This window comes from Mycolicibacterium fallax, from assembly GCF_010726955.1.
Lineage (GTDB): Bacteria > Actinomycetota > Actinomycetes > Mycobacteriales > Mycobacteriaceae > Mycobacterium > Mycobacterium fallax.
Window position 1 is genome coordinate 596,423 of the sequence record NZ_AP022603.1, and the last position, 14,089, is coordinate 610,511.

Below are 14,089 nucleotides of genomic sequence, written 5' to 3' on the forward strand. Positions count from 1 at the left end.
GCGGCGCCGGGATGGCACCGTTCGGGTCGCGGCTGGCGGCGGCGATGGCCGCGCGCGGGCCGCTGTGCCTGGGCATCGACCCGCACCCGGAGCTGCTGGCGGCCTGGGGGCTGAGTGCCGACGCCGATGGGCTGGCGCGGTTCGCCGACGCCTGCGTGCGGGCGTTCGCCGGGTTCGCGGTGGTCAAGCCGCAGGTGGCGTTCTTCGAGGCCTACGGCGCGGCCGGGTTCGCGGTGCTGGAGCGGGTTGTCGCCGAGCTGCGGGAGGCCGGGGTGCTGGTGCTGGCCGACGCCAAGCGCGGGGACATCGGGTCGACGATGGCGGCGTATGCGGCCGCCTGGGCCGGGTCCTCGCCGCTGGCCGGCGATGCGGTGACGGCGTCGCCGTACCTGGGCTTCGGGTCGCTGCGCCCGCTGTTGGACACCGCCGCGGCCAACGGGCGCGGGGTGTTCGTGCTGGCCGCCACGTCCAACCCGGAGGGCGCCTCGGTGCAGCAGTGCCGGGGGCCGGACGGGCGGTCGGTGGCCCAGGCGATGGTCGACGCCGCCGCGGCGGAGAACCGCGGGGCGGCCGTGCTGGGCTCGGTGGGCGTGGTGGTCGGCGCGACGCTGTCGGTGCTGCCGGATGTGTCGCAGTTGCACGGTCCGGTGCTGGTGCCCGGCGTGGGGGCCCAGGGCGGCCGCCCGCAGGACCTGGCGGGCCTGGGTGGTGCGCTACCCGGGCAGCTGCTGCCCGCGGTGTCGCGGGAGGTGCTGCGGGCCGGGCCCGACGCCGAGGCGCTGCGGGCCGCCGCGGAACGGATGCGCGACGCGGTCGCCCACCTGGGCTGAGGTGCGCGCGGGCGGTGCGCCTGGTGCGGTGTGGCGGGTCCGGGGCGCCTTGATCACGTGCTCGCCAAGGGACACGTACTCACCACGGATGCCGTCTGAACCGGTGGCGCCGGATATCGAAGTGATGTTTTCAGTGCCCGCCTTCCAGCGACGGATTCTCGGCCCCAGCGACTCCGTGCCACGTGAGCGACAAGCTTCGGGACCGATCTGGTCGCCCGTGGCGGGCGGGTGCTGGGGGCCGGTGCGGATCCATCCGGCTGTCGCGGCGCGGACGTCGATCCGACCGGGAAGCCTCGGCTGTTTGCGGGTCCCGATGCGCCGAGATTCGGCAATCTCGCGACGAATGACCGGTGTCGGCGCAACCGGCCGCGGCAGCAACGCCGGTCGCAGTGGGAGCAGCAGCGCATGGGGAGCACGGCCGCCGCCGCACGGCTGCCGCCGCCGCACGGCTGCCGCCCCAACATGGCTGCCGCCGCAGCACGGCTGCCGGACGCGGTTCGAGGGGCGCGGCCCCGCGCTGTCGCTCTGGGTGAGACGGAGTCGCTGGGGCCGAGAACCCGTCGCTGGAAGGCGGGCACTCGCGGGATGCGTTCTGAACCGTGACTGTCGTGGCTGATATGACCGCCGTGACAGGTGTGGTGGTCGTGACCGTGGTGACCGTCGTGACCCCCGGGAAACTCGGAATGCTTGGGATTTCTGGGATGCCGGGACGCCGGGACGCCGGGACGCCGGGACGCCGGGACGCCGCGACGCCGGGACGCCGCGACGCCGGGACGCCCGGATGCCGGGGTGCCGAGGCGCCGGGGAAACCGGGATACCGGGGACCCGCGGGGCGCTCGGGCATTCCAGTCCGCCGCCCGCACGTCGCGCCGGTGCTGGCCCAGCCCGCCGGTATCGGCAGCCGCGACACGCGCGACACGCCGCAACGCGTTGCGCCACGAGCCGCCCGCGCATCGGAATTCGCGGAATTTTCACGCGCGCCGACGATCGACGCGGGGCGGATGTCCCCGCGGGCCGCTTCCGGGCCCACGAATCCGCTCCTGACCTGCAGATTCGTCGAACGCGTCGAGGCTGGAAGGCCCCGGATCGGGCCGGGCCTGCGACCGCGTCGCTCGGCGCGGGTCGGCGCCGCGCATCGCTCCTGCACACGGGTCCTCGACAAGCTGAAGTGGGGGTGGGGTTAGATTTCGTCGGAGTGCCTCGGTACGGTCGTCGTCGCTGGCTGAACTACCTGGCCGAGGCATCAAGGAATATGGCCAAGAATGGCTGAGAGACGGAGGAACCGTGGCCCTTCCCCAGTTGACTGACGAACAGCGAGCCGCTGCGTTGGAGAAGGCTGCTGCCGCACGTCGTGCGCGTGCGGAGCTCAAGGAGCGGCTGAAGCGCGGCGGCACCAACCTGACCCAGGTGCTCAAGGACGCGGAGACCGACGAGGTCCTGGGCAAGATGAAGGTTTCGGCCCTGCTGGAGGCCCTGCCCAAGGTGGGCAAGGTCAAGGCCCAGGAGATCATGACCGAGCTGGAGATCGCCCCCACCCGCCGCCTGCGTGGCCTGGGTGACCGGCAGCGCAAGGCTCTGCTGGAGAAGTTCGATCCTTCCTGATCGAGCGATGACTGCCGGGGAGGGACCGGACAGCGGGCGTCAAGCCCACGGCCGCGTGGTCGTGCTGTCCGGTCCCTCTGCCGTCGGTAAATCATCGGTGGTCCGCCGGCTGCGCGAGCTGCTCCCGGAGCTGTACTTCAGCGTCTCGGTGACCACCCGCGCCCCGCGGCCCGGCGAGGTCGACGGCGTCGACTACCACTTCATCGGCACCGACGACTTTCAGCGGCTGATTGACGAGGGTGCGCTGCTGGAGTGGGCCGACATCCACGGCGGGCTGCAGCGCTCCGGCACCCCGGCCGCCCCGGTCTACGCGGCCGCCGAAGCCGGGCGGCCGGTGCTCATCGAGGTGGATCTGGCCGGCGCCCGCTCGGTCAAGGCGATCCTGCCCGAGGCGCGGACCGTCTTCCTGGCGCCGCCGAGCTTCGAGGTGCTGCGCGAGCGACTGACCGGCCGCGGCACCGAACCCGAGGACGTGCAGCAGCGCCGGCTGCAGACCGCCCGCGACGAACTGGACGCCCAGGGCGACTTCGACACCGTCGTCGTCAACAGGCGATTGGAGTCCGCCTGCGCAGAATTGGTATCCTTGCTGGTGGTCCCCGCTTCGGGCATCGCCCCGACCGACATTCACCAGCCGTAGGAGATTCTTCACGTGAGCACCCCGAACGACACCCTGTCCGATCAGGCCGAGGGCAACGCGGGCTACATCGGCTCCTACGACACCCCGCTGGGCATCACCAACCCGCCCATCGACGAGCTGCTGGACCGCGCGTCGAGCAAGTACGCGCTGGTCATCTACGCCGCCAAGCGGGCCCGTCAGATCAACGACTACTACAACCAGCTCGGCGACGGCATCCTGGAGTACGTCGGCCCGCTGGTCGAGCCCGGCCTGCAGGAGAAGCCGCTGTCGATCGCGATGCGCGAGATCCACGGCGACCTGCTCGAGCACACCGAAGGCGAGTAACGGGCGCACCGCATGGGCAAGCGGATCGTTGTTGGGGTGGCCGGAGGGATCGCCGCCTACAAGGCCTGCTCCCTGATCCGGCTGTTCACCGAGGCCGGCCATCAGGTCCGGGTCATCCCCACCGAATCGGCGCTGAACTTCGTCGGCGCCGCCACCTTTGAGGCACTCTCCGGCCAGCCGGTGCAAACCGGGGTGTTCGCCGACGTCCCCGAGGTCGCGCACGTGCGGCTCGGCCAGCAGGCCGATCTGGTCGTGGTCGCCCCGGCCACCGCCGATCTGCTGGCCCGCGCCGCGGCAGGCCGCGCCGACGACCTGCTCACCGCGACGCTGCTGACCGCGCACGCCCCGGTGCTGTTCGCCCCCGCCATGCACACCGAGATGTGGCTGCACCCGGCCACCGTCGAGAACGTCGCGACGCTGCGCCGCCGCGGCGCCGTCGTGCTCGACCCGGCCGCCGGCCGGCTGACCGGCACCGACAGCGGGCCCGGACGGCTGCCCGAACCCGAGGAGATCGCCGCGCTGGCCGGGCTGCTGCTCGACCGCGCCGACGCGCTGCCCCGCGACCTGACCGGGCGCAAGATCCTCATCACCGCCGGCGGCACCCGCGAACCGCTGGACCCGGTGCGGTTCATCGGCAACCGCAGCTCCGGCAAGCAGGGCTACGCGGTGGCCCGGGTGGCCGCCCAGCGCGGCGCCGAGGTCACCCTGATCGGCGCCAACACCCGGGCACTGGCCGACCCGGCCGGGGTGGAGATGGTGCGCGTCGGCTCCGCCGCGGAGCTGGCCGAGACGGTCGCCAAGCGCACTCCCGAGGCCGACGCACTGGTGATGGCCGCCGCCGTCGCCGACTTCCGGCCCACCCGGGTCGCCGGCGCCAAGATGAAGAAGGGCGCGGACTCCGAGCCCAGCGCCATCGAACTCGTCCGCAACGACGACGTGCTGGCCACCGCGGTGGCCGACCGCGCCGACGGCCGGCTGCCGCGGCTCTCGGCGATCGTCGGGTTCGCCGCGGAGACCGGCGACGCCGCCGGCGATGTGCTGTTCCACGGCCGGGCGAAGCTGCGGCGTAAGGGCTGCGACCTGCTCGTCGTCAACGCGGTGGGGGACGGCAAGGCATTCGAGGTGGACCACAACGCCGGCTGGCTGTTGGCCGCCGACGGCAGCGAGTCGGTGCTGGAGCAGGGTTCCAAGACCCTGATGGCCAGCCGAATCGTCGACGCGATGGTGGGACTGCTGCGCGCCTAAGCCTGAACGATAGGCTTTGAACAACTAACTAATCGATAGACGGATGTGTGGGAGGCCTCAACGTGGGCGATAGTGGTCGGCTGTTCACCAGCGAGTCGGTGACCGAGGGACACCCGGACAAGATCTGCGACGCGATCAGCGACTCGATCCTCGACTCGCTGCTGGCCGACGATCCCAAGTCCCGGGTGGCCGTCGAGACCGCGGTGACCACCGGCCAGGTGCACGTCATCGGCGAGGTCACCACCGCCGCCCGCGAGGCATTCGCCGACATCAACAAGACCGTCCGGGAGCGCATCCGGGAGATCGGCTACGACTCCTCGGACAAGGGCTTCGACTACCAGACCTGCGGGGTGAACATCGGCATCGGCGCCCAGTCGCCGGACATCGCCCAGGGCGTGGACACCGCCTATGAGACCCGGGTCGAGGGCGAGCAGGATCCGCTGGACCTGCAGGGCGCCGGCGACCAGGGCCTGATGTTCGGCTACGCCAACACCGACACCCCCGAGTACATGCCGCTGCCGATCGCGCTGGCGCACCGGCTGTCGCGCCGGCTGACCAAGGTCCGCAAGGACGGCGTGCTGGACTACCTGCGCCCGGACGGCAAGACCCAGGTCACCATCCAGTACGACGGCCACACCGCGCTGCGGCTGGACACCGTGGTGCTGTCCACCCAGCACGCCGAGGGCGTCGACCTGGACGGCGGCGCCCTGACGTCGGACATCCGCAAGCACGTCGTCGAGGCGGTACTGGCCGAGCTGGGCCACCAGACGCTGGACACCTCCGACTTCCGGCTGCTGGTCAACCCGACCGGCAAGTTCGTCATCGGCGGCCCGATGGGCGACGCCGGGCTGACCGGCCGCAAGATCATCGTCGACACCTACGGCGGCTTCGCCCGGCACGGTGGCGGCGCGTTCTCCGGCAAGGACCCGTCCAAGGTGGACCGCTCGGCGGCCTACGCCATGCGCTGGGTCGCCAAGAACGTGGTCGCGGCCGGGCTGGCCGAGCGGGTCGAGGTGCAGGTCGCCTACGCGATCGGCAAGGCCGAGCCGGTCGGGCTGTTCGTCGAGACCTTCGGCACCGAGAACTTCGACCCGGCCCGCATCGAGAAGGCCATCAGCGGGGTGTTCGACCTGCGGCCCGGGGCCATCGTGCGCGACCTGGACCTGCTGCGCCCGATCTACGCCGAGACCGCCGCCTACGGCCACTTCGGCCGCGACGACCTGGACCTGCCCTGGGAGCAGCTGAACAAGGTCGAGGACCTCAAGGCGTCGGTGTAACCCGGTTCTGCCGCGTGGGGCCGGCCGCGCTCATCGAGTGAGAACCCTGGGACGGTAGTGAGAACTTTTGCCGGGGCCCGAAATCGAGTGGGAACTCAGGGACGTTGGTGAGACGTTTTGGCGGGGCCCGAAATCGAGTGAGAACTCTGGGAGCTTGGTGAGAACTCAGGGACGTTGGTGAGACGTCAGGGCGGGGGTTTTCATCGAGTGAGACATTCTGGCGGGGTCTACTCGAACAACGCATCCCAGGTTTCTCTTTCGATGACGAGCGCCGTCCTGGGTTCTCTCTAACGTCCCTGATGTCTCACTAAGCTCCCTGGTTTCTCACTCGATGACGGCGGTCGCGAGAAGGTCTCACCAAGCTCCCTGGTTTCTCACTCGATGACGGCGGCCGGCAAAAGTTCTCACCAGCGTCCCTGAGTTCTCCCTCGATGCGAGCCCGCCGCCCGGCCCCGCCGCCCCCAGCCTGCCGCCCGGCCCCGCCGCCCCCAGCCTGCCGCTCGGTCAGCCAGCGGCCCGCAGCAGCCCGGCAATCCGGTCCCGCACATCCAGGCCCGCGAGGTCGATGCCGAACCCCTCGCGCAGCACCGCGAGCACCGCGACGGCGTCGTCGAGACGTTCGCGGTGGCTGGGCGCCCCGGGCCGGTGCACCACCAGGTCGGCGCCGCTGAGGTTCCACCGCGCGCCGTCGACGATCCGGGCGGCGATCAGCTGGTTGACCATCACCGAGCCGGGGTAGGTGGACGCGTACCAGCTGCCGACCTGCAGGTCGATCGGCGGCCGCGGCTCGTCGGCGAAGGTGTACAGCGGCCGCCAGGTGTCCGCGATCAGCGTCGCCAGGTGGTAGCCGCCGCCGTGCCGGCCGATCCGGTACCGGCCGTGCGGGGTGTGCTGCACGACGTCGGCGACGAACCCCAGCGGCGCGGTCGGCGTCGGTCCGCCGAACCCGACGTCGACGAAGTACCGACCAGGCCGGCCGGGTGCGCCCAGACCACCCGGCCGGTCAATGCCCGCACCTGAAAGCCGGCGGCGCGCAGCACCAGGGCCAGCAGCCCGTTCTGCTCGAAGCAGAAACCCCCGCGGCGGCGGTGCACCAGCTTGGCGAACAGCGCATCGGCGCCGAGGTCGGCGACCGGGACGCCGCGCACCGGGTCGAGGTTCTCAAACGGGATCGCACTCAGCTGCGCGGTGACCAGCGCGCCCAGCAGCGCCACCGACGGCTCGCGGGGCCCGGCGTAACCGACCCGCCGGAAATAGCCGTCGAGGTCGACGTCGCGCGTCGAGGAACTCATCGGTCCATGCTCGCACTCAGGGCCCGGCCGGGCGGCCCGCCTCGACCCAGGCGCTGCCCTGTTCGCGGTCGAGTTCGGTCAGCGTCCGGTTCTTAAGCCAGCAGATGTACACCAGCAGGCTGACCGCGATCACCGCCGTGACGTAGCCGATGAACCAGCCCGGGTGCCCGCCGGACTTGGCGGCCTGGAACAGCATCGGCGCGGTGCCGCCGAACACCGAATTGGCCAGCGCGTAGCCCAAGCCCACCCCGAGCGCGCGGACCTCGGCGGGGAACAGCTCGGCCTTCACGATGGCGTTGACCGAGGTGTACCCGGTGAGGATGACATAGCCGATCGCGGTCAGGGTGAACGCCAGCACCGGCGAGGTGGTCTGCGGCAGGTAGGTCAGCAGCACGGAGGTGTAGACGACGCCGCCGGCGCCGAAGAACACCAGCAGCGGCTTGCGGCCGATCCGGTCGCTGAGCAGGCCGCCGAGCGGCTGCAGCGCCAGCAGGAAGAGCAGGCCGACCAGGTTGACCCAGGTCGCCGTCATCGCGCCGTCGGCCCCGAAGCTGGACTTGACGATCGCCGGCGCGTTGACGCTGTAGGTGTAGAACGCCACGGTGCCGCCCGCGGTGATCAGGAACACCAGCAGCAGCGGCCGCCAGTGCGTGCCGAGCAGCGCCCGCAGCGAGCCGGCCCGGCGATCCCGCCCGGCGTCAACCTCACGCAGGTGCGACTCGCTGAGCGTCTCGTCCATGCTGCGGCGGATCCACAGCACCACCAGCGCGGAGACCCCGCCGAGGAAGAAGCCGATCCGCCAGCCCCAGTCCCGCATCGCCTCGCCGTCGAGCACGTGCAGTGCGATCAGCAGGGTGAGCTGGGCCAGCACGTGGCCGCCGATCAGGGTGACGTACTGGAACGACGACAGGAAGCCGCGCCGATTCGGCGTCGCCACCTCCGACATGTAGGTCGCCGAGGTGCCGTACTCACCGCCGGTGGCGAACCCCTGCACCAGCCGGGCCGCGATCAGCAGGATCGCCGCCCAGTACCCGATGGAGTCCCGGGTCGGCATGATCGCCACCAGGAACGAACACCCGGACATGATGGTGATGCTGAGCACCAGCGCGGTGCGGCGGCCGCGGCGGTCGGCGAACCGGCCGAAGAACCAGGAGCCCACCGGCCGCATCAGGAACGTCACCGCGAAGATGGCGTAGATGTACACCGTGGAGTTCTTGTCGGTGGCGTCGAAGAACTTCGCCTCGAAGTACGGCGCGAACACCGTGTAGATGTAGACGTCGTACCACTCGACCAGGTTGCCCGCCGAGCCCTTCACGGTGTTGAGCACCGCCCGGGCCGTGCTGGTCGGCAGCCGGGTCGGGCTGGGCGCGGTGCGGAGCGGTTCGCTCATTCCGCAGCGGCGGCCGGGTGCAGCGCCGCCCGCAGCGCGGCCAGCCCGCGGTCGGTCGCGGCCGTGGCCGCGGGCACCACCCCGGCGTAGGCGACGTAGCCGTGCATCAGGTTCGCGGCGACGTCGAGGGTCACCGCAACCCCGGCGGCGCGCAGCAATTCGGCGTAGCGGGCGCCGTCGTCGCGCAGCGGGTCGTGACCGGCCACCGCGACGTGGGCCGGCGCCAGGCCGGCCAGCTGGGCCGCGCGGCCCGGTGCCAGCGCGGCCGGCGGATCGGTGAGGTCGAGGTGCCCGGCGTAGACCAGCGACAGCGCGGCGACGTCGGCGGTGCTCAGGATCGGCGCGTCCGCATTCTCGGTGAACGACGGCAGGCTCGGATCCCACATCACCGTCGGGTACCACAGCAGCTGGAACGCCAGCGCCAGCCCGGCGTCGCGGGCCCGCTGCGCCACCCCGGCGGCCAGGTTGCCGCCGGCCGAATCCCCGGCCACCGCAAGCCGATTCGGGTCGACGCCGAGCTCATCGGCGTGCTCGGCCAGCCATTCGGTGGCCGCAAAGGCGTCCTCGGCGGCGGCCGGGAACGGGTGCTCGGGGGCCAGCCGGTAGTCCACCGACACCACCACCGCGTCGGCGCCGGCGGCGTGCCTGCGGGCCATCCCGTCGTAGCTGTCCAGATCGCCCACCACGAACCCGCCGCCGTGCAGGAACAGCACCGCCGGCGCGGCCGGCCCGGCGGTCGGCGGGGTGTAGACCCGCACCGCCAGCGGGCCGGCCGGGCCGTCGATCCGGCGGTCGGCGGCGGCCACCTCCGGATGCGCCGGCGGGCGCGGCAGGTCGCGGAAACCGGCCCGGGCGGCCTCGATGCCGTCGTCCAGGGTCAGCCGGTACGGCAGCGCCTCGAGTACCTTCTGCATGATGTCGTCGATGCCAGCCATGGGATCAACCTACGCAACCCGGTTGCGCGCCTACTGGACCGCGGCCGCGGTGGCCGGCGCCGGTTACGGGGTGTTCCTGATCGTCGCCGCCGCCCGGCTGCCCGCGGGCACCGACCTGACCGGGCAGTTCCCCGGCCAGCCGGTGGTCAAGGCGACGATGGCGCTGCTGCTGGTCGCCGCCGCGGCCCAGCACCGGATCCGCCGCGAGCGGGCCTGGCTGATCGCCGCGCTGCTCTGCGCGGCGGCCGGGGACTTCCTGCTGGCGATGCCGTGGTGGGCGCCGTCCTTCGTCGGCGGCCTGGGCGCCTTCCTGCTGGCGCACGCCTGCTACCTGGCGGTGCTGGTGCCGCTGGTCGAGCGCCGCGGCGGGCTCCGGCTGGCCGGCGCGGCGGCGGTGTTGGTGGCCTGCGCGGGCCTGCTGACCTGGTTCTGGCCGCAGCTGGGCGAGCTGAAGCTGCCGGTCACCGTCTACATGCTGGTGATCGCCGCGATGGTGGGCGCCGCGCTGCTGGCCCGGCTGCCGACGGCCTGGACCGCGATCGGCGCGGTGTGCTTCGCGGCCTCCGACGCGATGATCGGCATCTCGGAGTTCATCCGCGCCGACCAGCTGCTGGCGGTGCCGATCTGGTGGGCCTACGCGGTGGCGCAGCTGCTGATCACCGCCGGTTTCTTCGTCGGCCGCCGGCCGGCGGAATTGTCGGGGTCGGCTGCTACAACTGGCCCATGACCGGCATCCGGCAGGCCGCGCCGCACGAGCCGATCGCGCGGGTGCTGCCGATGCTGACGGTGCCGCACCTGGACCGCGACTTCGACTACCTGGTGTCGGCCGAGCAGTCCGACGACGCCCAGCCCGGCACCCGGGTGCGGGTCCGGTTCAACGGCCGGCTGGTCGACGCGTTCGTGCTGGAACGGCGCTCGGACACCGACCACGACGGCCGGCTGGGCTGGCTGGACCGGGTCATCTCGGCGGAGCCGGTGCTGACCGCCGAGGTGCGCCGGCTGACCGAGGCGGTCGCCGCCCGCTACGCCGGGACCCGCGCCGACGTGCTGCGGCTGGCCATCCCGCCGCGGCACGCCGCGACCGAGAAGAAGCCCAGCGCCGCCCCGGCCGAACTGTTCACCCCGGCACCGGATCCGGCGGGCTGGGCGGCCTACTCCGGCGGCGGACGGTTTCTCGGTGCGCTCGGCGAGGGCCGGGCGGTGCGCGCGGTGTGGCAGGCGCTGCCGGGGGAGGACTGGGCCGCGCGGTTCGCCGAGGCCGCCGCCGCGGCGCTGGCCGGCGGGCGCTCGGTGCTGGCCGTGGTCCCCGACCAGCGGGACGTCGACGCGCTGGCCGCCGCCGCGGCGCGCAGCTGCGACGCGGACAACGTGGTCGCGCTGTCGGCGGGGCTGGGCCCGGCGCAGCGCTACAAGCGCTGGCTGTCGGTGCTGCGCGGCTGCTCGCGGGTGGTGATCGGCACTCGCAGCGCGGTGTTCGCGCCGGTCGGCGAGCTGGGCCTGGTGCTGGTCTGGGACGACGGCGACGACACCCTGGCCGAGCCGCGGGCGCCCTACCCGCACGCCCGCGAGGTCGCCATGCTGCGCGCCCACCAGCTGCGCTGCGCCGCGGTGATCGGCGGCTACGCCCGCACCGCGGAGGCGCAGGCGCTGATCGACAGCGGCTGGGCGCACGACCTGGTCGCGCCGCGGGCCACGGTGCGGGCCCGGGCGCCGCGGGTCGTCGCGCTCGACGACGACGGTCACGCCCAGGAACGCGACCCGGCCGCCCGCACCGCCCGGCTGCCGTCGATCGCGCTGCGGGCGGCCCGCACCGCGCTGGCCGCCGAACGGCCGGTGCTGGTGCAGGTGCCCCGCCGCGGCTACGTGCCGTCGCTGGCCTGCGCCCGCTGCCGCACGGTGGCGCGCTGCCGGGGCTGCACCGGCCCGCTGGCCCTGATCGGCGGTCACGACGGCGCGCAGTGCCGCTGGTGCGGGCGGGCCGACCCGACGCTGCGCTGCGCCAAGTGCGGCTCCACCGAGGTCCGCGCGGTCGTGGTGGGGGCGCGGCGCACCGCCGAGGAACTCGGCCGGGCGTTCCCGGGCACCGCCGTCATCACCTCCTCGGCCGAGACCGGGCTGGCCACCGTCGGCGCCGGACCCGCGCTGGTCATCGCCACCCCGGGCGCCGAACCGCCCGCCCCCGACGGGTACGGCGCCGCGCTGCTGCTGGACAGCTGGGCGCTGCTGGGCCGGGCCGACCTGCGCGCCGCCGAGGACACCCTGCGGCGCTGGCTGGCCGCCGCCGCGCTGGTCCGGCCGGCCGGCGACGGCGGCGTGGTCACCGTCGTCGCCGAGGCGTCCATCCCCACCGTGCAGTCGCTGATCCGCTGGGATCCGGCCGGGCACGCCCGCGCCGAGCTGGCGGCCCGCGCCGAGGTCGGGCTGCCGCCCGCGGTGCACATGGCCGCCCTGGACGGCTCCGGGGCCGCCGTCGCCGCGCTGCTGGCCGAATCCGGGCTGCCCGCACCGGATTCCGGCGCCGAGGTGTTCGGCCCGGTGGAGCTGCCGGCCGGGGCGCGCCGGCCGGCCGGCCTGGACGCCGACGTCGAGGTGATCCGGATGCTGGTGCGGGTGCCGCGCGGCGGTGGGCTGGCGCTGGCCGGGGCGCTGCGCCGGGCCACCGCGGTGACCTCGGCGCGTCGCGAGCACCCGCCGGTTCGGGTACAGATCGACCCGCTGCGCATAGGCTGACGCGGTGAGTTGGCTGAGTCGACTGGTCGTCGGGCTGATCCTCGGGTGCACGATCGCCAGCGGGGTGCTCTGGCCGTTGGCGCTGGCGCTGGACTCCAAGACCTCCGAGTCGGCTGCCGAGGATCCCGTCGTGCTGACCGACTACCGCGGCGACTTCCGGGTCGAGGGCGACGGCACCCTGCTGGCTACCGAGACGATCACCGCGCAGTTCCCGGCCTTCCCGGCGCGCCACGGACTGTTCCGGTACTGGGACATCGGCAACCCCAACGACACCCGGCTGCGCCACGAGCCGCGGATCGAGTCGATCACCGTCGACGGCGCGCCCGCGCAGCACGAAGACTTCTACGAGAAGGGCCGGCGGTTTCTGGTCGCCAAGATCGGCGACCCGCACTCGACGATGACGCCCGGCCCGCACGTCTACCAGCTGCGCTACCGGATCGAGGGGGTGCTGACCCCCGCCGGGCTCGGCGCGGGCCGCGATTTCGCCGGCAGCACCGGTGACCCCGCCGCGGGCCAGAGCTCGTTCTACTGGAACGTGGTGGCGCCGGCCTGGAACAACCGCATCGAGCACGCCCGGGTGTCGGTCACCGTCCCCGGTCCGGTGCTCGGCGCGCAGTGCTCGATCGGCACCGGCGTCGGCCGGGCCTGCACCGACCTGAGCATCGACGGCCAGACCGTGACGCTGCAGGCCGATGAGCTGGCCGCGCACACCCCGGTCACCGTCCGGCTGGGTGTCGAGGCCCCGGCGCCGCCGCAGGTGCGGGTGCCCTGGTCGGTGATGTGGGACCCGATTCTGGGCCGTTCACCGGTGCTGCTGGTGGTGGTGCTGGGGGTGACCGCGCTGGGCGCGCTGGCCGGCTGGGCCGCGGTCCGGCTGACCGTCGAACCGCCGCCGGGCTTCCCGCTGCAGTACGCGCCGCCGGCCGGGCTGGGGCCGGTGCAGTGCGAGATCATCCGCACCGAGGCGGTGCCGCCGACGGCGCTGACCGGTGCGCTGTTCTGGCTCGCCGAGCGGGGCCTGGTCCGGCTGGAACGGCTCAACGACGACGACTGGCGGGTGACCGGCACCCCGGGGCCCGACGGCTGGGGGGTGACCACCCCGATCGGGCAGGCGGTGATCAGCGCCCTCGAGCTGGACCGGGCGCCCGGCCGGTTCACCGCCGACGGGTCGGTCCGCGCCGGTGCCAAGCTCACCGAGGCCCGCACCGCGGCCGACAAGGCCGCCCGGGAATGGGCGTTCAACTCCGGGCTGATGGTGCGCCGGCGCGGCGAATGGTGGGTCCGGGCCAGCAACGTGCTGGCACTGGTCATCGGGATCCTCGCGGCGACCCGGCTGTTCCTGCCCGCCACCATCTGGGTGCTGCCGTTCGCCGCGTACTTCCTGTTCTCCGCGCCGGGCTGGCGGCCCGGCGTCGGGTCCCGGCGCACCGCGGAGGGCCGCCGGCTGTGGTCGATGACCGAGGGCTTCCACCGGGTGCTGGCCACCGACTCGGCCGAATCGCGCTTCGACTTCGCCGCCCGCCGCGACCTCTACGCCAGCTACCTGCCGTACGCGGTGGCCGGCGGCGTCGCGGCGGCCTGGGCGGCCAAGTACCGCCAGTTCACCGGGCAGCTGCCGCCGGACCCGCCCTGGGTGCACTCCGCGGGCCACCGGCACTCGAACTTCGCCGCGGGCAGCTTCCAGGACAGCTTCGATTCGGCACTGTCGTCCTCGATCAGCGCCTACAGCGCCACGCAGTCCTCGTCGTCGTCCTCGAGCGGTGGCGGTGGCGGTGGTGGCGGTGGCGGGGGCGGCGGCGGGGGCGGCGGCTCCTGGTAGCCCGGCCC

At 73.2% G+C, this 14,089-nt stretch carries 11 protein-coding genes and 1 pseudogene; 9 read left to right on the forward strand and 3 right to left on the reverse strand.

Features of this window, described 5'->3' with window-relative positions; genetic code table 11:
* The first annotated feature begins 11 nt into the window (after positions 1-11).
* From pyrF to metK, 6 genes are all read left to right on the forward strand, one after another.
* Positions 12-830 carry an orotidine-5'-phosphate decarboxylase gene (gene pyrF, locus G6N10_RS02890; protein WP_085094120.1) on the forward strand — a complete coding sequence of 273 codons (819 nt, stop codon included), beginning with the start codon at positions 12-14 and terminating at the stop codon, positions 828-830.
* A 1,284-nt stretch (positions 831-2,114) separates the two neighbouring features.
* Entirely contained in the window at positions 2,115-2,432 is a 318-nt protein-coding gene (gene mihF / locus G6N10_RS02895; RefSeq protein ID WP_085094103.1) for an integration host factor, actinobacterial type, read from the forward strand.
* Positions 2,433-2,439: 7 nt separating this feature from the next.
* Positions 2,440-3,069 (forward strand): guanylate kinase, encoded by a 630-nt coding sequence (gene gmk, locus G6N10_RS02900; RefSeq protein ID WP_085094105.1) that lies wholly within the window; start codon positions 2,440-2,442, stop codon positions 3,067-3,069.
* A 12-nt stretch (positions 3,070-3,081) separates the two neighbouring features.
* Positions 3,082-3,393, forward strand: coding sequence for a DNA-directed RNA polymerase subunit omega (rpoZ, locus tag G6N10_RS02905; protein ID WP_085094108.1), 312 nt, complete (start codon positions 3,082-3,084; stop codon positions 3,391-3,393).
* Positions 3,394-3,405: 12 nt separating this feature from the next.
* The gene (gene coaBC / locus G6N10_RS02910; protein WP_085094110.1) at positions 3,406-4,638 is read left to right on the forward strand and encodes a bifunctional phosphopantothenoylcysteine decarboxylase/phosphopantothenate--cysteine ligase CoaBC; all 1,233 of its coding nucleotides are present in this window, start codon (positions 3,406-3,408) and stop codon (positions 4,636-4,638) included.
* A 62-nt stretch (positions 4,639-4,700) separates the two neighbouring features.
* Positions 4,701-5,915 (forward strand): methionine adenosyltransferase, encoded by a 1,215-nt coding sequence (gene metK, locus G6N10_RS02915; protein ID WP_085094112.1) that lies wholly within the window; start codon positions 4,701-4,703, stop codon positions 5,913-5,915.
* Positions 5,916-6,419: 504 nt separating this feature from the next.
* Here metK and G6N10_RS02920 read toward each other — a convergent pair.
* From G6N10_RS02920 to G6N10_RS02930, 3 genes and pseudogenes are all read right to left on the reverse strand, one after another.
* Positions 6,420-7,207, reverse strand: a pseudogene (locus G6N10_RS02920) (arylamine N-acetyltransferase family protein).
* Positions 7,208-7,223: 16 nt separating this feature from the next.
* Positions 7,224-8,597, reverse strand: a complete 1,374-nt coding sequence (locus tag G6N10_RS02925) for an MFS transporter (protein WP_085100070.1) — start codon at positions 8,595-8,597, stop codon at positions 7,224-7,226.
* The gene (locus G6N10_RS02930) at positions 8,594-9,532 is read right to left on the reverse strand and encodes an alpha/beta hydrolase (protein ID WP_085100067.1); all 939 of its coding nucleotides are present in this window, start codon (positions 9,530-9,532) and stop codon (positions 8,594-8,596) included. Before G6N10_RS02930 ends, G6N10_RS02925 begins: the two co-directional genes overlap by 4 nt.
* Here G6N10_RS02930 and G6N10_RS02935 point away from each other — a divergent pair.
* Genes G6N10_RS02935 through G6N10_RS02945 form a run of 3 tightly spaced genes read left to right on the forward strand, consistent with a single transcriptional unit; the run spans position 9,531 to position 14,081 of the window.
* A complete protein-coding gene (locus G6N10_RS02935; RefSeq protein WP_085100064.1) occupies positions 9,531-10,259 on the forward strand; it encodes a lysoplasmalogenase in 729 nt (242 codons plus the stop codon). The two genes, G6N10_RS02930 and G6N10_RS02935, sit on opposite strands and share 2 nt — an antisense overlap.
* A complete protein-coding gene (locus G6N10_RS02940) occupies positions 10,256-12,262 on the forward strand; it encodes a primosomal protein N' (protein ID WP_085100061.1) in 2,007 nt (668 codons plus the stop codon). The genes G6N10_RS02935 and G6N10_RS02940 overlap by 4 nt, the downstream gene beginning before the upstream one ends.
* Positions 12,263-12,266: 4 nt before the next feature.
* Entirely contained in the window at positions 12,267-14,081 is a 1,815-nt protein-coding gene (locus G6N10_RS02945; protein ID WP_244960445.1) for a DUF2207 domain-containing protein, read from the forward strand.
* The last annotated feature ends 8 nt before the right edge of the window (positions 14,082-14,089 follow it).